Raw genomic sequence first — 23,507 nt, 5'->3', positions numbered from 1 at the left:
GAATCGAAGCCGTGGGCGGGGGTCGACGGTGGCGGGGCGTGCCGATGGTGGGGGTCCGCCACGGGTCGGGATGTCGCCGGTGGCGGTCAGCCGGTGGTCGGTGCCTCCGCGTACGCCTGGGTCGTGCGGGCGAGGAGGAAGAGCCACGCGAAGAGCACGCCGGCCGCCATGGTCTCCATCCCGGTGAGGTTGTAGTAGCCCACCGGCACCCAGAGCACGATGGCTGCGGCGACCGCGGCGACGACCGCGAACGAGGTGACGGTGAAGTCCTTCGGCAGACCCGGCGCGAGTCGGAGCAGCGTGAGGAAGAAGGCGAGGAAGGAGACGACCATGCCCGCCCCGGCGCTGACGTGGACGGGGAAGTTCACCGCGTCGGGGACCGAGCCGACGACGATCATGCAGATGCCGATGGCAGCGAATTCCCAGGTGAGGATCGTGATGCGGCGAGGGTCGCGGATGCCGCGGTGGCGCAGCCCCAGGGCGATGTCGTGCCCGATGTGGTTGGCGAGCGTGGTGAGCAGGAGGCCGGCGATCTGCAGCGAGATGTTGAACTGGTACCCGTTGATTCCCGTGTCGTTGCCCAGACGGGAGAAGTGGAACTGCCACCACGTGGCCTCCGGGGACTGGATCATACTCGCCAGTGTGCCGAGGAACAGATCGGCGACGACGAGGCCCACGACGACGACACTCGTCACCTCGTCGGCGATGATCACCGCGAAATAGGCGCACGCCGCCGCGGCCGCCCCGGCGAGTGCGGCGCCGCCGAGCGGATCGACCGTGAGCCCGCGGAAACCGAGCTGGAAGACCTGGAAGACGGCGTGGACGATGATGCTCGCCACCATTGCCACCGCTGAGATCAGGGCGATGAGGTCGATGATGCGCTTGACCCATGGCAGCCTCCGCCGCCATGCGAGATCGGGCCGTCTGCTGCTGCGCAGATAGGAGAGGGCGAACCCGAGCCCGGACGCGACGGAGGCGGGCCACGCTGCGAGGGCTCCGAGCGAGTCGGCCCCGCCGAGCGGCAGCCGTTGTCCGGCCATGACGAGGACGACGACGATCGCGGTGAGGACGAAGGCGACGACTGCGAAGCGAGTGGCCAGCGATTCGAGGCGGGTCTGCGGTGACCTCAGCGTCAGCGGTGCCTCACCCCGGCCGCGACCCGTGGTGAGAAGCCGGGGACCGCCTCGGCGGGGTGCGGACTCAGCCATCGGAGTCGTCACTCAGACGAAGGACGAAACGACCCTGTTCCGGGGTGTAGCCGAGGTCGGTGACGAGTTCGCGGTCGACCTCGGTCGTCATCTGGGTGAGGTCCGCGCCGCGGTTGATCCCCTGCTCGTGGACCCACCTGAGCATCGCCGCTCCGATGTCGGAGGTGATCGCGCGGAAGCCGGCGACCTCGAGGCGCAGCGTCCCGCCCTGGGAGAACCCGGGAACGAAGGTGAGCTCCATCGTCCCGACCACCGCACCGGATGCGTCCCGGACGACGGCGAGGTAGTGCGAGCGGTCCCGGGTGATCGCCGCGTGGAGGCGGTCGCGCACCTCCGTGCTCGGCATCTCCTCGCCGAGGAGGTCGAGGATCGCGGGGACATCGGCGCGCTTCGCTCGCGAGACCCGGAACTGCTCACCGTCGACGTCGAGGACATCGCCGACCGAGTGGGCGGCGATGTCCTGCATCCGTGCGACGAGGGCGTCGAGCCACCCGCCGACGTTCGCCCGTGCCTCCTCGGTGTCAGGATACCGGCAGCGCAGGTGCAGACCGTTCTCGTCGAGGATGAACCACAGCATCACCCCGTCGGTGCGGATCGTCGCCCCGACGTACTGGGCGTCGAGCCCCGTCGAGTCGATCCGGACCGGAAGCCTGCGCAGGTCGAGCCACGAGATCGCGAACATCCCCGGGGCCTCGGGCATGCCGCCCCACGGGGCGAGCACCTCGGCGAGGGGATGCGAACCGAGTTCGATGGCCTCGCGCACCGACCGGGAAGTCGCCTGCGGGGCGGGATCGGTGACTTCGAGGACGGAGTTCGTGATGAACCAGCCGACGGCGTCGTTCCACTTCTCCTCGAAGCGGCTGTGGACGGGGAAGACCGCGCGCAGCGGGGCACCGCTGACCGTGCGGGTGACCTCCGCCATCGCCGAGAGCGCCAGGGTGAGCGTCGAGACGCCGTCGGCTCGCGCCTGCGCGGAGAACGCGGCCGAGGAGTGGACGTCGAAGACATCGCGGACCTCGACGCGTTCGAGGTGGGCGGCGGCCTCACCGAGGGGGAGGGGGAAGCGCGGCATGAACCCGTCACCGGCCTCGAGGATCTCGCGCCACCGCCTGCTCACCTCGGGCGGCGGGGGACCGGGCTCGGACAGGGCAGCCGTGTGCTCGGCGAACTCGGGGGCGGCGTCGAGGGCCGGGGCGACACCGGAGGAGATCGCGGCCAGCGCCGAGAGGAGGTCGCGGGCGATGACGAGCATCGACCACATGTCGACGTGGGCGTGGTCGGCGCCGATGATGACCGTCGATCCGGCAGCGGTCTCGAGGACGCAGAGACGATGGGACGGGCGGGCGAAGGGGGTGCACGCCTCATCGAGCACCTCGCGCAGGGCGTCGTTGACGGCCTGGCCCTGGGCGATGGGGTGCTCGCGCCAGCGACCGGAGAGGAGCGCGATCTCGCCGAGGGCGAGCTCACCGGATTCGTCGGTGGAGAAGGCCGACCGCAGCGTGCCGTGGCGTTCCATCACCGCCCACCACGCGGACGCGAGGTCGTCGCGGTCGACGTCGCCGGGCAGCTGCAGGGACAGCGCCATCCACGAGCCGGGTCTCGACCCCGCTGAGACGTGGCGGCGCTGGTCGAACGAGATCGGCAGCCGGCGTTCGGGGGGACCCGCCTCGACGTCGTAGCCGTAGAGACGACCGAAGGGCAGCCGCAGGTGAGACACGTTGGTCAGACGCATGCCGCTACTCTAACGTGAGAGGCACCGCAGTGGGCCGACAGCCGGGAGGGCACGTGATTCATCGTCTCGATGGTGCTGACATCGCCGCGGAGCTCTCCGATGAAGGCGGCGCCCCCGTCGTCCAGCTCCACGGACTCACCTCATCCCGGGCGCGCGACAGGGTGCTTCAGCTCGATCTCGGGGTGGGGCTGAGCGGAACCCGGCTGCTGCGCTACGACGCCCGCGGACACGGCCTCTCGACGGGCCGGCCGGTCGCCGAGGACTACCGGTGGCCGAGCCTGGCCGAAGACCTTCTCGCCCTCCTTGACATCCACTTCCCCGGGGAGCGGGTCCACGGCGTCGGACCCTCGATGGGCGCTGCCACCCTCCTCCACGCTCTCATCCTCGACCCCGACCGCTTCTCGGGACTCACCCTCGTCGTGCCCCCGACTGCATGGGAGACGCGTCCGGCCAAGGCCGAGGTCTATCGGCAGGCCGCGGATCTCATCGAGGGCGGCGGCTTCGATGAGTACCTCGCAGCCAGTGCCCAAACTCCGCAGCCGCCGACGCTCGCCGACGCGCCGAGCACCCGACCTGAGGTGCCGCTGCCGCTCCTTCCCGCAGTCCTGCGCGGTGCCGCCGGCAGCGACCTGCCCGATCCCGCACGACTCGAGGGGCACGCGATTCCAACGCGGATCCTCGCGTGGGTCAACGACCCCTCCCATCCGCTGGCGACCGCACAGGGCCTGCATGCGCTGCTGCCCGAGTCCCGGCTCACCGTCGCCCAGACCCCGACCGACCTCGTCTCCTGGCGGCAGATCCTCGCCGAGGAGGTCGCGCGCCACGGGGTCTGGCCCGCTGGTTCCTCACCCGCCTAGACTCGGACCCAGGACCCGAGGTCCGGGTCCCGGCGCGCAGGCGCCTCGGCGGAGGATCGACGATGATCGCTGCGAACGTGACCGACTGGCTCCTCGACTCCGATCCGGCGCTGCGATGGCAGGTCGAGCGCGACCTCCTTGGCGCCGATGAGCAGACATGGCAGGCGACGAGGGCGCGGGTGCCCAGCGAGGGGTTCGGTGCCGAACTCCTCTCCCATCAGGACGCCGACGGCCAATGGGCAGGCGGCCCCTTCTTCCCCGCTGGATTCCGCGGTGAGGGCCCGCAGCCGTGGACGGCGACGACGTGGGCGCTCAAGGACCTCCGCGAATGGGGTGTCGATGCCGCGGTGCTCGCCGGGACCGCGGAGAAGCTCGAGCCCGTGCGCTGGGAGTACGAGGAGATGCCGTACTGGGGCGGTGAGGTCGACGTCTGCATCAACTCGTGGACGCTGTCGAAAGGCCTCTGGCTCGGTGCCGACGTCGACGGCATCGTCGAATGGTTCCTCGATCACCAGCTGACCGACGGCGGGTGGAACTGCGAATGGGTCAACGGTTCGACCCGGTCGTCCTTCCACTCGACGCTCAACGCCCTCGTCGGCCTCCTCGACTATCAGCAGCGTACGGGGGATTCCGCCCGAGTCGCCGACGCACGCGCGGCGGGGGAGGAGTACCTGCTGGTCAGGAGCCTCTTCAAGCGAGCGTCGAACGGCGAGCCGTACTCGATGAACGCGTTCAGTCTGGCGCATCCGCGACGGGCCTACTACAGCATCCTCGCCGCGGCCGACTACTTCCGCGATGCCGGCCTCACAGACGGCACCGCTCCCGACCCGCGCCTGGCCGAGGCGATCGAGCGCATCCGCGCGCAGCGACAGGACGATGGAACGTGGCTGCAGGGGCACCGCCTAGCCGGAGACGTGTGGGTCCACGTCGATGCCCCGACGGGAGAGCCGTCGAAATGGGTGACGGCGCAGGCGCTGCGGGTCCTCGACTGGTGGGATGCGGAGCGGACGCCGACCGGGTCCGCGTAGGTATCGGCCGGGCCCACAGGGTCCGCCTCAGAAATCGACGTCGTCCTTGTCGATGCCGGGGAACATCACCTCGTACTCGACCATGTTGTCCTTGTGGTCGATGAGTTCGATGGTTCCGAAATAGGTCATCTCCTCATCGACGACATTGCACGATTCGAACCCGGACCAGTCCGTCACCGTCATGTCCTGCTCGCACTTCGCCTCCTTGACCGACATATCGAACTTGTTCGCGAAGAGGTCGACGAGATCGGCTTCGAGGGAGGCGGCGGGAATCGTCCCGTTGCCGTCCTTGTCGATCTTCATCGCCTCATCGCTTGCCCACGAGGTGGTGCGGGCGGCATCGGCGAACGGGTCCTCCGAGGCGTCCGGCGAGGCAGACTCCTCGGTCGGCGTGGGACTCGGCGTCGGGGTCTCCGCCCCGATAGTCGAAACCTCGGGCGGCTGCTGTGCGTCAGAGGAGTCTCCGCCCATCCCGCATCCCGCCAGTGCCAGCGCCATCGCTGCCACCGCTGCCGCTCGTCGCCCTGCGCTGCGCATCACTCTCATCGTCCGTCTCCTCTGCTCGTCGGTGATCACCATCATCTCCCGCTCCGCACCCCACGGAGGACGGAATCGTGTGCGCGATCCGCGACGGCTGTTGCCGTCCTGGCACAGGAACGATGACGTCGCGTTGACCGCGCCTGCGCGGTCTTGGCACGATGAGGCGATGCAGCCTGTCCTCGGTCTCATCTCCCACGGCACGTCCTCTCCCGACGGTCAGGCCGTCATCTTGGCCCTCGCCGAGGCGGTCGCCGCCGACCTGCGCGAGCGCGGGATCACCGACACCCTCGCCCTCGGCCACGTCGACGTCCAGGCCCCCGACGTCGCCGAGGTGCTCGCGACCCTGCCCGCGGATCGCACCACCGTCCTCGTCCCCCTCCTCCTCTCACCGGGCTACCATGTCCACGTCGACCTCGCCGAGGCGGTCGCAGGCGCCGGCGGTCCCGCCCCGGACGGAATGGGCTCGGTTCCCGGCCGGCCTGTCCGCGACATCCGCGTCGCCGGGACCCTCGGTCCGGACCCTCGCCTCGCCGAACTCCTCGCGGCGAATCTGCCGGCCCTCGACGACGGCGACGAGGTCATTCTCGTCGCGGCCGGATCGAGCGACGAACGCGCCAACGACGCGTCCCGCGCCGTCGGAAACCTCCTCGCCGAGACCCTCGCGCGTCCTGTGCACACGACCTTCCTCGCCGGAGACCGCGACAACCTCCGCGACATTGTTGAGCAGAAGAGTCACCTCGGCCGTCGGCTCGTCGCCGCCAACTACCTCCTCGCGCCCGGCTACTTCGACGACCTCGCGGCCCGACTGCTCGCAACAGTCGGCGGTCGCCTCTCCGCACCGCTCCTCCACCCGTCGTCACCAGCCCCAAGACAGCTCGTCGACATCGTGCGCGACCGTATGGTCGCAGTCCTCTGAATCGACGTCAACCCCGTCCCTGCGATCCGTCATGCGGCGTCGCACAGCGTCATATGTCGAACAATGACGAGCTTATGCGAGCCTAATTTGTTGAGCAATCCTGTCGGTGTGTAGCGTGGCTGACCTAGCAATCGCACCAGCATGGGGAGATGGCAATGTCCACAGACGTGGAGCAGCGCGCCGCAGGCCGCGCAGACAGGGCCGCGACGCGACCGAAGAAGTCCAACGGGCAGTGGAAGATCGACGGCCGCGAACCGCTCAACGGCAACGAGGTGTTCAAAGCCGAGGACAACGGCCTCAACGTCCGTGCACGGATCGAAGAGGTCTACGCGAAGTCCGGGTTCGCGTCGATCGACCCCGATGACCTCCACGGCCGCTTCCGTTGGTGGGGCCTCTACACCCAGCGCAAGCCGGGCATCGACGGCGGGCGGACCGCCACCCTCGAGCCGCACGAGCTCGAGGACGAGTACTTCATGCTCCGCGTGCGCATTGACGGCGGCAGGCTCACGACCGAGCAGCTGCGCACGATCGCCGACATCTCCAACGACTTCGCCCGCGGCACTGCCGACCTCACTGACCGGCAGAACATCCAGCTCCACTGGATCGCGATCGAGGACGTCCCCGAGATCTGGCGACGACTCGAAGCCGTCGGGCTCCAGACAACCGAGGCCTGCGGTGACGTCCCCCGCGTCATCCTCGGCTCACCGGTCGCCGGCATCGCCGCCGATGAACTCATCGACCCGACCCCGGCGATCGAGGAGATCTCCCGCCGCTACATCGGGGATGAGAGCCTGGCGAATCTGCCGCGGAAGTACAAGACCGCGATCACCGGGCACCCCAGCCAGGACGTCGTCCACGAGATCAACGACTGCTCGTTCGTCGCCGTCGAGCATCCTGAGCACGGCATCGGCTACGACCTCTGGGTCGGCGGGGCACTGTCGACCGTTCCCCGCTTCGCCGAACGCCTCGGCGCCTGGGTCGCCCCCGACCAGGTCGTCGAGACCTGGCTGGGCGTGACAGAGATCTTCCGCGACTACGGCTACCGCCGCCTGCGCAACAAGGCCCGCCTGAAGTTCCTCATGGCCGAATGGGGTCCGGAGAAGTTCCGCGAGATCCTCGAGACCGAGTACCTCGGCTACCGCCTCGCCGACGGCCCGGCCCCCGCGAAGCCGCTGACCGAAGGGGACCATGTCGGCGTCCATCGCCAGGCCGATGGGAAGTACTACATCGGGGTCAGCCTCATCGCCGGCCGCGCCTCGGGAACCCTGCTCGGACAGATGGTCGACATCGCCGAGAAGTACGGCTCGACCCGGCTGCGGACGACCCCGCACCAGAAGATCCTCTTCCTCGACATCCCGGAGGAGGACATCGACGCGGTCGTCGCCGACCTCGACGCGGTCGGCCTCTCGAGCCGCAAGGACCTCTTCCGCCGGTCGACCATCGCATGCACGGGCATCGAATTCTGCAAACTCGCGATCGTCGAGACGAAGCAGACCGCCGCGGACACCATCGCGACCCTCGAAGCGCGCCTGGCCGAGATCGACCTGCCGCACCCGATCAGCCTCCACCTCAACGGCTGCCCGAACTCGTGCGCGCGCATCCAGACTGCCGACATCGGACTCAAGGGCCAGTTGGTGACCACCGACGACGGGGAGCAGAAGCCCGGGTTCCAGGTCCACGTCGGCGGGGGACTGGCCTCGAGCGACCGCGATGAGGCCGGCCTCGGCCGCACCGTGCGCGGCCTCAAGGTCACCGCGGACGATCTCAGCGACTACGTCGAGACCCTCGTGCGCCGCTTCCTCGCCGGCCGGTCCGAGACCGAGACGTTCTCCGAGTGGGCACACCGAGTCGACGATGAGGAGCTCGTATGACGAAGACCCAGCCCACTGACACCCAGCCCACTGACACCCAGACCGCCGGCACCCAGCCGACTGCGACCACCGAGGCCCAGCCGACGCCGCCTGCCAAGCGCTCCCTCGAGGAGCTGCGCGCCCTCGCCGAGGCGGGAGCCCGCGAGCTCGCCGGTGACCCCGAGAACGGGGTGCCCGAGGCGAGTCCGGCCGACGTCATCCGCTGGGTCTCGAAGCACGTCGACGTCCGCGCCGCCGCCGTGGCCTGCTCGATGGCCGATGCGGCGCTGCCGCACTACGTCGCGCAGTACCTGCCCGGCGTCGACGTGCTCTTCCTCGACACCGGCTACCACTTCCCGGAGACGTACGAGACCCGCAACGAGGTCGCCCGGACGATGGACGTGCGCATCGTCGACGTCCTCCCCGAACAGACCGTGGCCGAGCAGGACGCCGAATTCGGTGCCGAGCTCTTCGCCCGCGACCCGAGCCTCTGCTGCGCCCGCCGGAAGGTCGCGCCCCTGAAGAAGTCGCTGTCCGGCTACGAACTCTGGTTCACCGGGGTCCGCCGCGACGAGGCGCCGACACGGGCGAACACCCCGTTGGTGACCTTCGACGAGAAGAACGGCCTCATCAAGGTCAACCCCGTGGCCGCGTGGTCCTTCGACGACCTCCTCGACTACGCCGGCGCCTTCGGGGTCCCGGTCAACCCCCTCCTCAACCAGGGCTACCCGTCGATCGGGTGCCAGCCCTGCACACGCAGGGTCGCCCCCGGAGAGGATCCCCGGTCCGGGCGCTGGGCAGGTTTCTCCAAGACAGAATGCGGGCTGCACGTATGAGCATCGACACCACCACACCGACGACCCTCGACGTCCTCGAATCCGAGGCCATCCACATCATCCGCGAGGTCGCCGCCGAATTCGAGAAGCCGGTCCTCCTCTTCTCCGGCGGCAAGGACTCCGTGACCGTCCTCCACCTCGCGGCCAAGGCGTTCTGGCCGGCGAAGATCCCCTTCGGGCTCCTCCACGTCGACACCGGACACAACTTCCCGGAGATCCTGAACTACCGCGACCGCACGGCAGAGCGCTACGGGCTGAACCTCACGGTGGCCAAGGTCCAGGACTACATCGACGACGGGCGGCTGCGCGAACGCGCCGACGGCACCCGCAACACCCTGCAGACGCAGCCGCTCATCGACGCCATCGCCGCCGGAGGGTACGACGCCGTCTTCGGCGGGGCCCGCCGCGACGAGGACAAGGCGCGGGCGAAGGAGCGCATCATCTCCCTGCGCGACGAATTCGGCCAGTGGGACCCGAGCAACCAGCGCCCCGAGCTGTGGAACCTCTACAACGGCCGCCACGTCAGCGGTGAGCACGTGCGCGTGTTCCCGATCTCGAACTTCACCGAACTCGACGTGTGGACCTACATCGCCCGCGAAGGCATCGAACTCCCACCGCTCTACTTCGCCCACGACCGGGAGGTCTTCTCCCGCGACGGCATGTGGTGGGCGACCGGGGAGTTCTCCCAGCCGCGACCCGGCGAGGACGTCGTCACCCGGTCCGTGCGCTACCGCACGGTCGGGGACATGAGCTGCACCGGAGCGGTCGAATCGACCGCCGCCGACATCGCCTCCGTCGTCGCCGAGGTGGCGGTGACCACCGTGACCGAACGCGGCGCCACCCGCGCCGACGACAGGATCTCCGCCGCCGCCATGGAGGACCGGAAGAAGGACGGATACTTCTGATGACGACTGTTGCCCCCACGACCACGAAGACGCTGCTGCGGTTCGCCACCGCCGGCTCCGTCGACGACGGCAAATCGACCCTCGTCGGACGCCTCCTCCACGATGCGAAGGCGATCCTCGCCGACCAGCTTGCGGCCGTGACCGCGACGAGCGCCGAACGCGGCTTCGTCGGCGGCGAGTTCGACTTCGCCCTCCTCACCGACGGCCTCCGGGCCGAACGCGAACAGGGCATCACGATCGACGTCGCCTACCGGTACTTCGCCACCGACCGCCGCTCGTTCATCCTCGCCGACTGCCCCGGACACGTCCAGTACACCCGGAACATGGTCACCGGCGCGACGACCGCCGACGCCGTCGTCGTCCTCATCGACGCCCGCAACGGCGCGACCGAGCAGACCCGCCGCCACCTCACCGTCGTCCACCGCCTCGGCATCCGCCACGTCATCGTCGCGATCAACAAGATCGACCTCCTCGACTACGATGAGGCCGCCTTCGCCGAGGTGGCCCGTGAGGTCGGTGCGATCACCGAGGAGATCGGCCTCGAGGCACCCCACCTCATCCCCGTCTCCGCGCTCGCCGGGGACAACGTCGCTGCCGCCTCGGCGAACACCCCGTGGTACCAGGGTCCCTCCCTGCTCGAACTCCTCGAGACCCTGCCGAGCATCGAGGAGGACCAAGCCGACCTCGAGCCCTTCCGCCTCGACGTCCAGTCCGTGCTCCGCCCGCAGGGCGGACTCGCCCCGGGACTCGATCCCGAGGACTTCCGCGACTACCGGGCCGTGACCGGGCAGATCACGTCGGGACGGGTCCGCGTCGGCGACGAGATCGACGTCCACCCGGCCGGGATGCGCACGAGAGTGACCGGCATCGACACCGCCGACGGCCCGCTCGAATCCGCCGGAGCCCCGCTCTCGGTGGCGCTGCGGCTGGCCGACGACATCGACACCGCCCGCGGCAGCGTGCTCGCCGCCGCCGGCAGCCTGCCGCCTGTGCGCAAGACCCTGCGCGCCGAGGTCTTCCCCTTCACCGCCGCAGGCCTCCGCACCGGCGACCGAGTGCTCGTCAAGGCCGGGACGACGACCGTCAAGGGCATCATCGGCATCGAATCCCGTCGGAACCTGCTCACGAACGCATCGGAACCCGCCGAGGTGCTCGCCGGCAACGACATCGGCGTGGCCGAGGTGCGGCTGTCCGCGGCGCTCACCCTGCCCGACTTCCGCACCCACGGCCGTGCCGGAGGATTCATCGTCATCGACGAGCAGACCGGAGCGACCGTGGCCGCCGGCATCCACACCCCCGTCGAGGAGGACGAAGGATGAGCATCGACCGCTTCGCCCCCGGCAGCGTCCTCCTCGTCGGAGCGGGACCCGGGACGCTCGACCTGCTCACGGTTCGGGGACTGCGCGCGCTCGAGACCGCCGACGTCATCGTCGCCGACCGCCTCGGCGCCCGCACCGTCCTCGACGAACTCGCCGCCGAACGGGGAGAGCCGCTGGACGCGGAGATCATCGACGTCGGCAAGACCCCCGGACACCACCCGGTGCCGCAGCAGCGGATCAACGAGATCCTCGTCGAACAGGCCCGCGCCGGCCGCCGGGTCGTGCGCCTCAAGGGCGGGGACCCGTTCGTCTTCGGCCGCGGGGGTGAGGAGCTCGCCCACCTCCGGGAGGCGGGGATCGTCGCCCAGGTGGTCCCCGGCGTGACGAGCGCGAACTCGGTGCCCGCGGTGGCCGGGATCCCGCTCACCCACCGCAGCCTGGCTACGACGTACACCGTCGTCACCGGTCACGACCAGCTGAGCGACCTCGGCGGGGGACGCGACCACACCGTCGTCATCCTCATGGGCATCGGGACGCTCACCCACTCGGCGATGGTGCTCGCCCGCGGCGACCGCGGCGGCGACTGCCCCGTCGCGATCATCGAGGACGGCTACGGCGAGAACCAGCGGGTGACGGTCGGGACGCTGAACACGATCGCCTTCCAGGCCGCACACCGGGGTGTGCGCTCACCGGCCGTCGTCATCGTCGGCGACGTCGTCCGGCTCAGCCCGTACGCCGCCGGTGCCTTCGACCAGACCCACCGACCAGCCCTGACGAGGACCCCATGACCTACATCATCGCCCAGCCCTGCGTCGACGTGAAGGATCGGGCCTGCATCGAGGAATGCCCCGTCGACTGCATCTACGAAGGCGAACGCAGCCTCTACATCCATCCCGACGAATGCGTCGACTGCGGGGCATGCGAACCCGTGTGCCCTGTCGAGGCGATCTACTACGAAGACGACGTGCCCGAGCAGTGGGAGTCCTACTACACCGCCAACGTCGAGTTCTTCGAGACGATCGGCTCTCCGGGAGGTGCCGCCGGCTTCGGCGTGAGCACCTTCGACCACCCCATCATCGCGGCCTTGCCGCCGCAGAACACCGAGGAGTGAGGGCAACTCCCTCACGACCCCGACCCTGACCGGGCACACAGTCGATGTGCCCGACAACGACTGAGGAGAACCATGACCCGTCCTTTCCGTGTGGCTATTGTCGGTGCCGGTCCCGCTGGGATCTATGCGGCTGATCTGTTGACGAAGGCCGAGCGTGATTTCGAGGTCAGCATCGATCTCTTCGAGCGACTCCCCACCCCGTTCGGTCTGGTCCGCTACGGAGTGGCTCCGGATCACCCCAGGATCAAGGGCATCATCAACGCCCTGATCAAAGTCCTCGACCGGGGAGACATCCGCCTGTTCTCGAACGTCGACTACGGCACCGACATCACCTTGGACGAACTCACCGACCGGTACGATGCGGTGATCTTCTCCACCGGGTGCATCACAGATGCGCCGCTGAACATTCCCGGCGTCGACCTCGAGGGCTCGTTCGGGGCGGCGGACTTCGTCAACTGGTACGACTCGCACCCGGATGTCTCCCAGTCCTGGCCGCTCGAGGCCGAGTCCGTCGCGGTGATCGGAAACGGGAATGTGGCCCTGGACGTGGCCAGGGTGCTGGCGAAGCAAGCTGACGATATGCATGTCACGGAGATCCCCGACCATGTGTATGAGGGACTGAAAGCGTCGAAGGTCACTGATGTCCATGTGTTCGGCCGCAGGGGTCCGGCACAGGCGAAGTTCACCCCGCTCGAGCTGCGGGAGCTCGGGCTTGTGCCGGATGTCGACATCATCGTCTACCCGGAGGACTTCGAGTTCGATGAGGGGTCGATGGAGGCGATCGAGTCATCGAATCAGGTCAAGCAGGTCGCGAAGACGCTGACCGATTTCACGCTGCGTGAACCGACCGGTGCGAGCAGGCGTCTGCATCTGCATTTCCTCCATGCCCCGACCGAGATCCTCGGCGATGGGCAGGTCGAAGGTCTGCGCACCGAGCGTCAGGAGCTCGACGGGACGGGCAACGTCCGGGGGACGGGCGAGTTCGTGGACTGGCCGGTGCAGGCGGTCTACCGCGCCGTCGGCTATGCCGGCTCAGCACTGCCGCAGCTGCCCTTCGATCCGCGCCAGGGTGTCATCCCCAACCATGAGGGGCGTGTCGTCGACACCTTGGATCAGGCCGAAGCCCCGTCTGCTGATGTGGTGGCGGGTGTGTATGCGACCGGCTGGATCAAGCGTGGTCCGGTCGGCCTGATCGGGCATACGAAGGGTGATGCTCTGGAGACGATTGGGCATCTCATCGCCGATCGTGGTGCTGGTGTTCTTGCGGAACCGGTGTTTCCCGAGGAGTCGGCGATCGTCGACCTCCTCGAGTCCAAGGGTGTGGATTTCGTGGATTGGGAGGGGTACCACCGGGTCGAGGCTGCCGAGAAGGCCGCTGGCGAGGTTCGGGGTCGCGAGAGGGTGAAGATCGCCACCCGTGAGGGGATGCTCGCCGCCGCCCGCGATGCCGCGCGCGCCCAGTCCGTGAGCTGATCCTCTACGAGAAGTAGCCGTTGCGGTACCCGTACTCGACGGCGTCCCGGCGGTTGCGGACCCCGAGCTTGCGGTAGATCGCGGAGAGACGGTTCTTCACCGTGCCCTCGGCGAGGGAGAGATCGGCGGCGATTCGCGCGAGCGGCGTGGCCTTCTCGAGCCGGTAGAGCAGATCGAGCTCATGGGAGTCGAGCAGACGGTTCTCCACCCTGGCCTCCGACATCGTCACCGGCAGATCGAGGAGACGCGCCCGCAGCTGGGCTCCGGTGACCGGGGACATCGCGAACGTGTCCGCGATCCACTCCCACTGCGGGAAGTCGACGGTCATCTCGACGAAGTACGACCGGAGGTCGCTCGGCAGCAGCGCGAAGGGCAGGACCGAACCGGAGACGACACAGTAGTCGAGGGCGTTGCGCACGTCGGCCAGTGCCGCCGCCTCGCGGCCGCGGCGGACGAGGGCCGCGGCACGCAGTGCCAGGGCCGCGCCCTTCTCCCGCGGGTCGGTGCCGGTGATGAGCACCTGGGAGGTGAAGGAGTCGACGACGTCGTGCTGGCCGAGGGCGAAGGCGACACGGGCGCGGGAGAGACCGTGTTCCCGGTCGAGTCGGGACGCCTTCGACGCGAGCGCCTGCGCCTCCCGCAGCGCTCCAGTCGCCACGGAGAGCATCGTCGTCAACGAGAACGTCGACCCCATCACCTGCGGTTCATGACCGGCCATCGGGGACTCCGGGGCCAGCTCGTGCTCCTTGAGATAGAGCTCCGCATTGCCCGAGTACATCGCGTGCAGGGCCTCGCCGTAGCGGAAGACGCCGGATCCGCGATGGGCGGGGGAGAGGGTGCGCGCGAGCGCGATCGCCGCGGCGGAGGCGACGAGGTCGAGCTGGTCGAGGGCTCGGTGCAGGCGCGGGGTGTTGGCGATGTAGTCCGTCTGCAGGGTGTGGAATTCGAAGCGGGCCCGCAGCTCGTCGTAGCGGGAGAGCACCTGCTCGCTCTTCGGGCCGAAACCCGCAGCGATGTAGCCGACGGCTGCCACCGCGAGTGACGGGAGCAGAGGGAAGGGCTCGAAGGGGAGGATCGATTCGGCGATGACGACGGCGCGTTCGACGAGGTGCAGGCCTCGGCGGACGTCCCCGGTGCGAGCGAGATCGAGGCCGCGCTCCATGAGGAGGCGGGCATCGTAGAGGCGCGAGAGCGAGCCCGAGCCGGACTGCCGGGCGAAGATGAGCTCCATGCCCGCCTCGGCGGCGGCCACTGCGCCGTCGAGATCGCCGTGCTGCCGGCGGTCGCGCATGGTCCGCAGGGTCATCACCGCCACCTCGTCGGCGGTGAAGTCACCGTCGTCGAGGCGCGCCCTCTCCTGCTCGAGAGTGGGGACGTCGAGGCGGTCGAAGGTGACGAGCGGAAGGACCTCACGCGGGTCGGTCGATCCGGTGCGGTTGCTGATGTTCGCGATCTCTCGGGCCGCGCTCTGCGCTTCGGCGAGGACGAGCGACCCGCGGACGACGGAGGCGGGGACGGAGAGGATCGTGTGGACGGCGGCGACGAACTCCGGGTAGAAGACGTTGAAGCCCCGCTCCGACCACACCTCGGTGAGCAGAGACCACGCCCCGAGATCGCCGATGAGGGCGAGCAGCGCATCGGGACGCACCGTGCCGACGTCGAGGAGGGAGCGGTGGGACTCCTCGAGCTCGAGTCCGAGCGCCTGCCTCGGCGAGATCCGCCCCTCCGGGGGATTCGGACCGATCCTGCGGGCCACGGCACGGATGAGGCCCGGCATGACATAGCTGCCCGCGTGCTTCGGGCAGAGGCTGAGCACACCGGTGAAGACGAGTTGGGAGGTGAGCTCGTCGGCGCTTGGGACGGCGTCGTCGGGTGCCTCGCCGATGCGGGGGATCGCGCGATGGGCGAGCGCGATGAGGGGCGCCTCGATGGTCTCGACCTGCGCGACGAGGAGGAAGAGGCGCACGGCGGGGGACTCCCAGTCGAGGGAGTCCGCATCGAGGGAGAACGGGGCGAGCAGGGTGCTGTAGTCATCGGCGGCGACGGCGTCGAGCGCGACCCGTGCGCGCTGGGCGCCGCTGACGACGGTGCGGGCGAGGCTGATATGACCGGCGGTGAGGTCGAACAGCGTGCGGACGGTCTCCTCCGACAGCGTCCCAGCGGTCAGCCCGGCCGAGAACTCGGCGAGATCGTCGATCCGCTCACCGAGGATCGCGTCGAAGGGGCCGGGCTCGGGGGAGGAGTGCGTCGGGGGATGGGGGATCACCTGTGTGCCTTCGGTCGTGCGTGAGGCGAACCTCGGCGGAGGCGCCGCGGCTCACTGGCGCAGCTGGGGAACGCTGCAGCTCCTGGGTCGGAGCACTTTCCAAGGCTACATTCAGCCGGGGCGCGAATCTGCGCGGGAAGCGCCGGGATGACCCGTCGGTAACCTTCGATGACGTCGATGTGACTTCGGGGTCGCAATTGTCCGGCAGGAATCCCTGCCGCCGGGCGGCCGGGCCCGCCGCGGCGGATGGGTGGTCCGCAGCCCCCGGGGCACGAGGGCTGCGGCTGACCTCACCGCGCGGCGGGAGCGTCGACGTCGGGGCGGGCCACGGTCTTCGCGAGGGCGTCGAAGGCCCGGATCGTCGGGAAGAGCTTCCGCGCGTCCTGCGGCAGCCCCCAGCTGGAGAGCTTGACGCCGACGAAGGAGGCTCCGGGGTTGATGTAGATCATCTGCCCGTGGATGCCGAGCGCGAGGAAGGCGTGCGAGTCCGGGTACGGGAACCAGAACTGGTTGCGGTACATCCCGCCGGGCATCCGGTTGTCGCCGGGGCTGTCGGCGAATGCCTGCCTCGTGTCCTCGCTGCCGGTGAGCGTGTCGCCGATCCACGAGGTGGGGACGACCTGTTCGCCGGTGAGCGAGACGCCGCGATTCGAGTAGAGGTAGCCGAAGCGTGCGAGATCGCGCAGGGTGGCATTGATGCCGCCGTCGAACATTCCGACGCCGAACTGGTCGGTGGCGATGAGGGCGTCGCGTTCGGCACCGATGCGCGACCACAGCACCCGCGACATGAGCGTCTGCATGCTCTCACCGGCGACCTTCTCGCACACCCAGCCGAGCACGTCGGTCTCGCACGAGCGGTACTCGAACGGTCCGCCGTGCGGGGCCTTCTGCTCAAGCGTGCGCAGGTAGGCGTACATGCCCACCGCCTCGGGGGAGGGCTCCTCCTCCGACCAGCCGATGGCCCGCTCGATCTGCCGGACCTCGGACTCCGGGTCGAGGTAGTTCTCGGAGAACCGGATGCCCGAGCGCATGTCGAGGATGTCGCGCACCGTCGCTCCTGCATACCCGGACTCTGCGAGCTCGGGGACGTAGTCGGTGACGAGTCGGCTCGTCTCGATCTCCCCGGCGCCGACGAGGACCCCGGCGACCGTGCCCACCAGCGACTTGCTCACCGACATGAGGAGATGCTCGGTCTCCGGCCGCATCGCGCCGAAGTACTCCTCGGTGAGCACGGTTCCCTGGTGGAGGACCATCCACGCGTCCGTGTCGCTGGACTCGATGACGCTGCGGACGCTGCGGGCCGCAGAGTATTCCGTCTCCGGGATCTCGATCCCGCCGAGATCCCGGAGGTCGACGGGGAACTGCGCGACCGGGCCGTCTCCGCGGGAGATCGGCGTCGTCGGCAGCACCTCGTCGACGTGCTGGAACGACCAGCGCACATGCTCGGCGTCCTGCCAGTTGTCCTTGTCGACGCCCTCACCGGAGTCGACCGGGGTCGGCTCGGCGTGGGGGGCGAGCGACTCAGCGGGGTCGGTCGGGGCGACGACCGCCTCGGCGGAGGGACCGGCAGGAGCCGACCCTTCCGCCGCGAGGGCAGGGTCGGGCAGGGTCGGATCCGAAGACGCTTCGGTCACACTTCACCTCTCGATCTGTGCAGGGGTTGAGGACGAGACTATCAGTCGCCCTTCGCCCCCGGTCCGCCGATCGTCGGCGCGGGATCCTCCGCGGCAACGGGAACTCCGGCGTACATCGCACGGATCGAGTCGATGAAGTGCTTGGCACGGATGCTCAGGGACTTCTTGCCGTCGGCATCGACCTGGAGCGGGTTCTTCGTCACGAGGACACCGAGGTCGGCGCCCTTCCACCGGTACTCGCCGGCTCCGTAGATGCGGAGGAAGAAGACCTCGCTGCCGTTCTGCAGAGGATGCCAGTCGAGTGCTGCCCGCTTGTACGTCAGCGTCCCGTACTGGTCGAGGAAGTACTGTCCGGTCAGCGGCGAGTGCGTGATGTACTCGGTGATCGGCGCGGTCTCCTTGATGACCATCTGGCTCCACTCGTCGGCTCCGGAGAGCTCCTCCCACCGTTCGTTTATCTCGTCGACGTCGAGGTCGAACTCGACGTCGAGGTACTCGAGGAGGTGGAAGAGGAAGAGCGGAACGTCGGCGTAGGCTCCCGCGGTGACGTTGGTGATCGCCGAGGCTCCGGAGATCCGGGGGTTGAGCTCGCCGAGGTAGACGTCGTTGGTGTCGAGATCGACGAGGACGTCGACCTCGAAGAATCCGCGGTAGCCGCGCTTGCGCAGGCCTTCGCCCATCCGGCGGACGAGCTCGCGGGCCCGTCCGCGCTGGTCGGCGGTGAGGACATCGGGCGTCATCTCGTTGCCGCACCAGCCGCCCTTGTAGGGGGTGAGCTCGGGGAATCCGGCAAGTTCGGTGAGGAACGGGCCGACGACGACGCCGCTGCTCGTGATCACGGCCTCGACCGCCACAGGCGTGTTGTTGATCCGCTTCATCACCTTGAGCTGCTCGCCGATGATGTCGTCCCGGTGCTTGTCCCATTCCTCCTCGGAGGCGATGAAGAACGTCGTCTTGCCCGAGTCGCCGTAGGGGGTCTGCACGACGAGGTCGGTGCCGAGACCGGCCTCCGTCGACGCCTTCGTCAGCTCCTCGTACGTGTCGGCCGTCGTGAGGACGTTGGGCACCGAGTAGGCACCGGCTTCGTTGCCGAGCTTCGTCGTCTCGATCTTCGAATCCAGCTGGTTGCGCAGCTTCGCCGAGGGGAGGATGAGGTCGTAGCCGAGCTCCCTGCAGATCCGTTCGGTCTCCTCGTCGAAGAAGACCATGGCGACCTTCGGGCGCTCGCCGTGGGGGACGTTGCGGGTCATGTGCGCGCGGACCTCGGCGTTGAGCAGGAGCCAGTTGTTGATCGCCTCCCCTGATTCGAACTCGACGAACGGCTTGTAGCGGGGCGAGAACACGCGCGGGTGTCCCCCGTCCCAGCCGTCGTAGTACGTGATGTAGGAGAAGTTGCGGACCCAGCGGTCGAGACCGAGGAGGTTGAACGGGGTGGCGCCGATGAAGTAGATCGGCGTCTGGTTCGTACGGAAGAAGTGGCGGACCTCGGAGATGTTGCGCAGCGGGCGGCGCAGCTGGGCGCGGTCGGCCTCCTTTCCGGCGTAGGCGGCGTCGGTGCCGACGTGGACCTCGGCCTCGGCGGGGTCGGTGAGTCCGGGCTCGACGGGAGCGAGGGGCTCGACCGGGGCTACAGCGGGTGCGGTCACCGGGGCTGCGGGTGCCGCGGCCGGGGCGGCCACCGATGCGGCGGCCACTCCGGCGGCTGGTGCCGGCGCGGGTGCGACGGGGGTGCCGGGAGCCGGCGGAAGGGCCGGTTCGACCGGGGCGGCCGGTGCGGGTGCCGCAGCGGCGGCCGGGGGAGCTGCGGCTGCCGGTGCTGCGGCTGCGGGTGCCGCAGCGGTGGCGGGGTCGGTCGCTGCCGCAGCGGGCACGGCGACTCCGTCTTTCACCGCCCGTCGCTTGGCCTCCGGAGCGGCGGTCGCGGTCGACTTCGCCGCCGGAGCCTTCGCGGCCGTCGACTTCGTCGTGGCAGTCTTTGTCGCGGCAGTCTTCTTCGCTGCGGGAGCCTTCGTCGTCGAGGGAGCCTTGGCGGCCGTGGACTTCGTCGTAGTCGATTTCGTCGTCGTCGACTTCCTCGCCGCGGGCGTCTTCGCTGCCGAGGACTTCTGCGTCGAGGACGTGCTCGCGGCGGACTTCGTCGTCGCGCCCGTGGTCGGCTTCGCCGCCGTGCTCGCGGCAGCCGGCGTCGTCGACGACGACTTCGCCGGTGAGGACGAGTTCGTCTTCGCCGCGCCGCTCCTGCCGCCGGACGTGCTCGTGCTCGCCGGTGAACTCTTCGCCGTCGAGGCGCTCTTCGCGGCCCCCGACTTCGCCGTCGAGGACGTCTTCTTCGCCGTCGAACTCACCTTCGTCGTCGCCGTCTTCGTCGTGGGCTTCTTCGCGGCGGCCGATGTCGCCGTCGCCGTCTTCGCCGCAGGCTTCTTCGTCGCTGACGTCTTCGCAGCCGATGCGGGCGACTTCGCGGAGGTCGAGCCTCCGGACTCCTTGTTGCCGCGGGGGGTGGCGGACGATGAGCTCGAGGGGTGGTTCGTCATTGCAGTGCTCCTTAGGGAAACGCCCGACGCCGGGATTTCGTCGGCTCTGCCGAGGCTTCGGGTGACGCCTACAGCAGATGTGATGGGGACAACTTATCTCAGTTTTCGACGCCTGAGGTCGATGGTGCACCGATTGAGTGAATGGGAAGCGAAATCGTGACCACGGGAGAGGGTTCCTTGACCGAAGTCGCCGATTCCGCGTGCCCGGGTCGGTGAAGTTAGGCTGGGGCGAGTACCGACCTTTGTCGAAAGAGAGCAGACATGCCGGTGAATGCCGACAAGCAGGGAACCTCGTACACCCTGCCGCGTCCCTACGACGTCTCCCGTGAGGCGATCGCCGAGTTCGCCCGCGCGACGAACGCGACGGCCGACTACCACTTCGACCCCGCCGCGGCTGAGGCCCTGGGGTACAGGGACGTCATCGCCCCGACGACGTTCGCCGTGATCATCGCGCAGCGCAGCGAGGCCGCCTACATCTCCGACCCCGACTCCGGCATCGACTTCTCGAAGGTCGTCCACGGCTCGGAGCAGTTCAGCTTCGCCCGCTCGATCGTCGCGGGCGACAGCCTGCGTGCGACGACCCACGTCGACGGCGTCCGTGCCGCCGGCGACAACGCCATGATCACCACCCGCACCGAGATCACCGACGCCGCCGACCAGCCGGTGGTCACGGTGACCTCGACCATCGTCGTGAGAGGAGACGGAGAATGAGTCTCGTCGACCTGTCCCAGCTGAAAATCGGCGACGTCGTCGTCGAGACCGAGATCCCGCTCTCACGCGCCTCGCTCATCGACTACGCCGCCGCGTCGGGCGACCACAACCCCATCCACTGGTCGGAGCGCTTCGCGCAGGAGGTGGGCCTTGAGGGCGTCATCGCCCACGGCATGCTCTCGATGGCCGTCGTCGTCTCCCCGATCGCCGAATGGCTCGGCGACCCGGGGGCCATCGTCGACTATCGCACCCGGTTCTCCGCCCCCGTCCTCGTCCCCGACGCAGAGTCGGGTCCGCCGTCGACGCCGACCACTGCGCTCACCCTCACGGCGAAGGTCGGCGCCGTCGACCCGGCCGTCGGCACCCTGCGCATCGACGCCACCGTCACCGCCGGCGGCAACGACGTGCTCAGCCGCACTCAGATCCGGGTCGGACGGTGAACCTCTCCGAGCTCACGACGTTCCACCTCGGCGGGCCAGCCCCGGACCTCACGGTCGCAGGCTCCCGGGAGGAGCTGCTCGCGTTCGCCGCTGACAATGCCCTCGACCCGAGCGCACCCCGGATGCCCGGCATCCTCCTCGTCGGCGGCGGATCGAATCTCCTCATCGCCGATGCGGGCTTCGCCGGTCCCGTCGGCGTCGTCGCGACGAAGGGCGTTGAGACCACGGAGCTCTCCGACACCCATGCCCAGGTGACCGCCGAGGCGGGGGAGGACTGGGACGACTTCGTCGCCGGCACGCTCGCGCAGGGTCTCACCGGGCTCGAGGCCCTCTCCGGGATCCCCGGATCGGTCGGGGCCACCCCGATCCAGAACGTCGGGGCCTACGGGACCGAGGTCGCCGAGCTCATCACCTCCGTCGAGGTCTACGACCGCGTCGCCGGGCAGATCCGTTCGCTGAGCGCCGCAGAGCTCGAGTTCGGATACCGCACCTCACTGCTCAAACGCGCCCAGCAGGCCGCGGGCACCCCCGCCCACATCGTCCTCTCGGTGACGTTCACCCTGCAGCGCGGACCGGGTTCTCTGCCGGTGCGCTACGCCCAGCTCGCCTCGGCGCTCGGGGTCGGGATCGGCGAGAGCGTTCCGGCCGCCGACGTCCGCGACGCCGTGCTCGCGCTGCGCCGGTCGAAGGGCATGGTGCTCGACCCGGAGGACCATGACACGTGGTCGGCAGGGTCGTTCTTCACCAACCCGATCGTCGACGCGGAGGCCGCGCTGCCCGCGGAGGCTCCGCGCTTCCCGGTCACCGATCCCCTCAGCGGGGCACCGATCCCCGGGCTGACGAAGACCTCGGCCGCCTGGCTCATCGAGCGCGCCGGGTTCGACAGGGGCTTCGCCCTGCCGGGCGCTCGTGCGAGCCTGTCGACGAAGCACACGCTGGCCCTGACCAACCGCGGCGGGGCGACGACTGCCGACGTCCTCGACCTCGCCCGAACCGTCGTCGCCGGAGTCGAGGAGCGGTTCGGGATCGTCCTCGAGCCCGAACCCACCTTCGTCGGCGCGAGCCTGTAGGCCTGGGCCCGGGGCCGGAACCCGGCCCCTCAGGCCGTCGTCCGGTCCTCCAGCCACGCGTCGATGTCGGCTTGGGCGGCCTCGCGCACGGACTCGGGGGCGGCCGAGATCGCGAACGAGTCACGGGCCAGGCCGGCGAGGTCGGCCGGCGTGAGGCCCAGTTGCTCGGCGAACCGGTACTGGTCGACGAGTCGGGTGTGGAAGATGAGCGGATCGTCGGCGCCGAGGGCGACCTTCGCACCCGCATCGAGAAGCGTCCGCAGCGGCACCTCATCGATGTCGGGGTAGACGCCGAGGGAGACGTTCGACCCCGGACACACCTCGAAGCCGACACCTGCCTCGACGATCTCGCCCAGCAGCTGCGGATCCTCACCGGCCCGGATCCCATGCCCGAGGCGGTCGGGGGAGAGGTCGCGGACGACCGAGCGGATGTGCTCGGGACCGAGCAGCTCCCCGCCGTGCGGGACCGAGAGCAGCCCGGCGCGGCGGGCGATGTCGAAGGCCCGGGCGAACTCCGCGGTCTCACCTCGGCGCTCGTCGTTGGACAGTCCGAAGCCGATGACGGTGCCCGGACCCTCACCGGCGTGGTGGGCGGCGAGACGGGCGAGCATCCGCGCATCGAGGGGGTGCCGCGTGCGGGAGGCGGCGACGATGATCGCCATCCCGAAATCGTCGTCGCTGGCCTTCGCCGCCTCGTCGAGGATGATCTCCAGGGCCGGGGTGATGCCGCCGACGAACGGGGCATACGAGGTCGGGTCGACCTGGAGCTCGAGCCAGCGGGACCCCTCGGCCCGGTCGGCTGCCGCCGCCTCACGGACGAGCCGGCGCATGATGTCCTCCCCGCGGACGACGCCGCGGGCCATGTCGTAGAGGCGTTGGAAGCGGAACCAGCCGCGCTCGTCGGGGCTCAGTCCCGTGACCTTGTCGGCGAAGAGCTGATCGGACAGGCTCACGCCCGCCTCGGCGGCGAGGTCCTGCAGGGTGTCGGCCGACATCGAACCGGTGAAGTGCAGGTGCAGGTGTGCCTTGGGCAGGGACACGAGAGGGTCCGTCATCTGCCCAAGGATAGTCCGACGA

The 23,507-nt window shown here is 69.2% G+C and carries 21 protein-coding genes; 14 read left to right on the top strand and 7 right to left on the bottom strand.

What is annotated here, in order from left to right:
- Window positions 1-86 precede the first annotated feature (86 nt).
- Both EZE58_RS02450 and EZE58_RS02445 read right to left on the bottom strand, forming a co-directional pair.
- On the bottom strand, window positions 87-1,208 hold the full coding sequence (locus EZE58_RS02450) for a DUF998 domain-containing protein (protein WP_131248326.1): 1,122 nt from the start codon (window positions 1,206-1,208) through the stop codon (window positions 87-89).
- A complete protein-coding gene (locus EZE58_RS02445; protein ID WP_063249200.1) occupies window positions 1,201-2,940 on the bottom strand; it encodes a condensation domain-containing protein in 1,740 nt (579 codons plus the stop codon). Before EZE58_RS02445 ends, EZE58_RS02450 begins: the two co-directional genes overlap by 8 nt.
- A 53-nt stretch (window positions 2,941-2,993) precedes the next feature.
- On the opposite strand from EZE58_RS02445, the gene EZE58_RS02440 reads away from it, so the two are divergent.
- On the top strand, window positions 2,994-3,797 hold the full coding sequence (locus EZE58_RS02440) for an alpha/beta hydrolase (RefSeq protein ID WP_167559724.1): 804 nt from the start codon (window positions 2,994-2,996) through the stop codon (window positions 3,795-3,797).
- Window positions 3,798-3,859: 62 nt separating this feature from the next.
- Complete coding sequence (locus EZE58_RS02435; protein WP_131248324.1) at window positions 3,860-4,825, top strand: squalene cyclase; 966 nt, start codon at window positions 3,860-3,862, stop codon at window positions 4,823-4,825.
- Between the two features lie 27 nt (window positions 4,826-4,852).
- Here the strand turns inward: EZE58_RS02435 and EZE58_RS02430 are convergent, their stop codons facing one another.
- Entirely contained in the window at window positions 4,853-5,407 is a 555-nt protein-coding gene (locus EZE58_RS02430) for a hypothetical protein (protein ID WP_240941068.1), read from the bottom strand.
- A gap of 124 nt (window positions 5,408-5,531) precedes the next feature.
- On the opposite strand from EZE58_RS02430, the gene EZE58_RS02425 reads away from it, so the two are divergent.
- The 8 genes from EZE58_RS02425 to EZE58_RS02390 all read left to right on the top strand — a co-directional run bounded on the left by EZE58_RS02425 (window position 5,532) and on the right by EZE58_RS02390 (window position 13,775).
- Window positions 5,532-6,281: a CbiX/SirB N-terminal domain-containing protein gene (locus EZE58_RS02425; protein WP_131248323.1), complete on the top strand. Its 750-nt coding sequence runs from the start codon at window positions 5,532-5,534 to the stop codon at window positions 6,279-6,281.
- Between the two features lie 155 nt (window positions 6,282-6,436).
- Complete coding sequence (locus EZE58_RS02420; RefSeq protein WP_131248322.1) at window positions 6,437-8,152, top strand: nitrite/sulfite reductase; 1,716 nt, start codon at window positions 6,437-6,439, stop codon at window positions 8,150-8,152.
- The gene (locus tag EZE58_RS02415; protein WP_240941067.1) at window positions 8,149-8,967 is read left to right on the top strand and encodes a phosphoadenylyl-sulfate reductase; all 819 of its coding nucleotides are present in this window, start codon (window positions 8,149-8,151) and stop codon (window positions 8,965-8,967) included. The genes EZE58_RS02420 and EZE58_RS02415 overlap by 4 nt, the downstream gene beginning before the upstream one ends.
- Window positions 8,964-9,872 (top strand): sulfate adenylyltransferase subunit CysD, encoded by a 909-nt coding sequence (gene cysD, locus EZE58_RS02410; RefSeq protein WP_009379100.1) that lies wholly within the window; start codon window positions 8,964-8,966, stop codon window positions 9,870-9,872. Before EZE58_RS02415 ends, cysD begins: the two co-directional genes overlap by 4 nt.
- A complete protein-coding gene (locus EZE58_RS02405) occupies window positions 9,872-11,191 on the top strand; it encodes a GTP-binding protein (protein WP_063249196.1) in 1,320 nt (439 codons plus the stop codon). Before cysD ends, EZE58_RS02405 begins: the two co-directional genes overlap by 1 nt.
- A complete protein-coding gene (gene cobA / locus EZE58_RS02400; RefSeq protein ID WP_095376722.1) occupies window positions 11,188-11,979 on the top strand; it encodes a uroporphyrinogen-III C-methyltransferase in 792 nt (263 codons plus the stop codon). The genes EZE58_RS02405 and cobA overlap by 4 nt, the downstream gene beginning before the upstream one ends.
- Window positions 11,976-12,302 (top strand): ferredoxin, encoded by a 327-nt coding sequence (gene fdxA / locus EZE58_RS02395; RefSeq protein WP_063249194.1) that lies wholly within the window; start codon window positions 11,976-11,978, stop codon window positions 12,300-12,302. The genes cobA and fdxA overlap by 4 nt, the downstream gene beginning before the upstream one ends.
- A 72-nt stretch (window positions 12,303-12,374) precedes the next feature.
- Window positions 12,375-13,775, top strand: coding sequence for an FAD-dependent oxidoreductase (locus EZE58_RS02390; protein WP_095376721.1), 1,401 nt, complete (start codon window positions 12,375-12,377; stop codon window positions 13,773-13,775).
- 4 nt (window positions 13,776-13,779) lie between these two features.
- On the opposite strand, the gene EZE58_RS17645 is transcribed toward EZE58_RS02390, so the two are convergent.
- The 3 genes from EZE58_RS17645 to EZE58_RS02375 form a co-directional block, all read right to left on the bottom strand.
- Window positions 13,780-16,041: a LuxR C-terminal-related transcriptional regulator gene (locus EZE58_RS17645; RefSeq protein WP_255249015.1), complete on the bottom strand. Its 2,262-nt coding sequence runs from the start codon at window positions 16,039-16,041 to the stop codon at window positions 13,780-13,782.
- 290 nt (window positions 16,042-16,331) lie between these two features.
- A complete protein-coding gene (locus EZE58_RS02380) occupies window positions 16,332-17,675 on the bottom strand; it encodes a serine hydrolase (RefSeq protein ID WP_176472504.1) in 1,344 nt (447 codons plus the stop codon).
- A 41-nt stretch (window positions 17,676-17,716) separates the two neighbouring features.
- On the bottom strand, window positions 17,717-19,564 hold the full coding sequence (locus EZE58_RS02375; RefSeq protein WP_223290041.1) for a biotin carboxylase: 1,848 nt from the start codon (window positions 19,562-19,564) through the stop codon (window positions 17,717-17,719).
- 10 nt (window positions 19,565-19,574) lie between these two features.
- Between EZE58_RS02375 and EZE58_RS02370 the strand changes: the two genes are divergently transcribed.
- The 4 genes from EZE58_RS02370 to EZE58_RS02355 all read left to right on the top strand — a co-directional run bounded on the left by EZE58_RS02370 (window position 19,575) and on the right by EZE58_RS02355 (window position 22,430).
- Window positions 19,575-20,369 carry a hypothetical protein gene (locus EZE58_RS02370; RefSeq protein ID WP_167559722.1) on the top strand — a complete coding sequence of 265 codons (795 nt, stop codon included), beginning with the start codon at window positions 19,575-19,577 and terminating at the stop codon, window positions 20,367-20,369.
- Between the two features lie 101 nt (window positions 20,370-20,470).
- On the top strand, window positions 20,471-20,920 hold the full coding sequence (locus EZE58_RS02365) for a MaoC family dehydratase N-terminal domain-containing protein (RefSeq protein WP_063249189.1): 450 nt from the start codon (window positions 20,471-20,473) through the stop codon (window positions 20,918-20,920).
- Window positions 20,917-21,360, top strand: coding sequence for a MaoC/PaaZ C-terminal domain-containing protein (locus EZE58_RS02360; RefSeq protein ID WP_095376718.1), 444 nt, complete (start codon window positions 20,917-20,919; stop codon window positions 21,358-21,360). The genes EZE58_RS02365 and EZE58_RS02360 overlap by 4 nt, the downstream gene beginning before the upstream one ends.
- Window positions 21,357-22,430, top strand: a complete 1,074-nt coding sequence (locus tag EZE58_RS02355) for a UDP-N-acetylmuramate dehydrogenase (protein WP_095376717.1) — start codon at window positions 21,357-21,359, stop codon at window positions 22,428-22,430. The genes EZE58_RS02360 and EZE58_RS02355 overlap by 4 nt, the downstream gene beginning before the upstream one ends.
- A gap of 29 nt (window positions 22,431-22,459) precedes the next feature.
- Here EZE58_RS02355 and EZE58_RS02350 read toward each other — a convergent pair whose 3' ends face one another.
- Window positions 22,460-23,485 (bottom strand): adenosine deaminase, encoded by a 1,026-nt coding sequence (locus EZE58_RS02350; protein ID WP_162909035.1) that lies wholly within the window; start codon window positions 23,483-23,485, stop codon window positions 22,460-22,462.
- Window positions 23,486-23,507 lie beyond the last annotated feature (22 nt).

The organism is Brevibacterium sp. LS14, from assembly GCF_012027885.1.
Classification (GTDB): Bacteria; Actinomycetota; Actinomycetes; order Actinomycetales; family Brevibacteriaceae; genus Brevibacterium; species Brevibacterium casei.
This window is presented reverse-complemented; position numbering and strand designations above follow the sequence as displayed.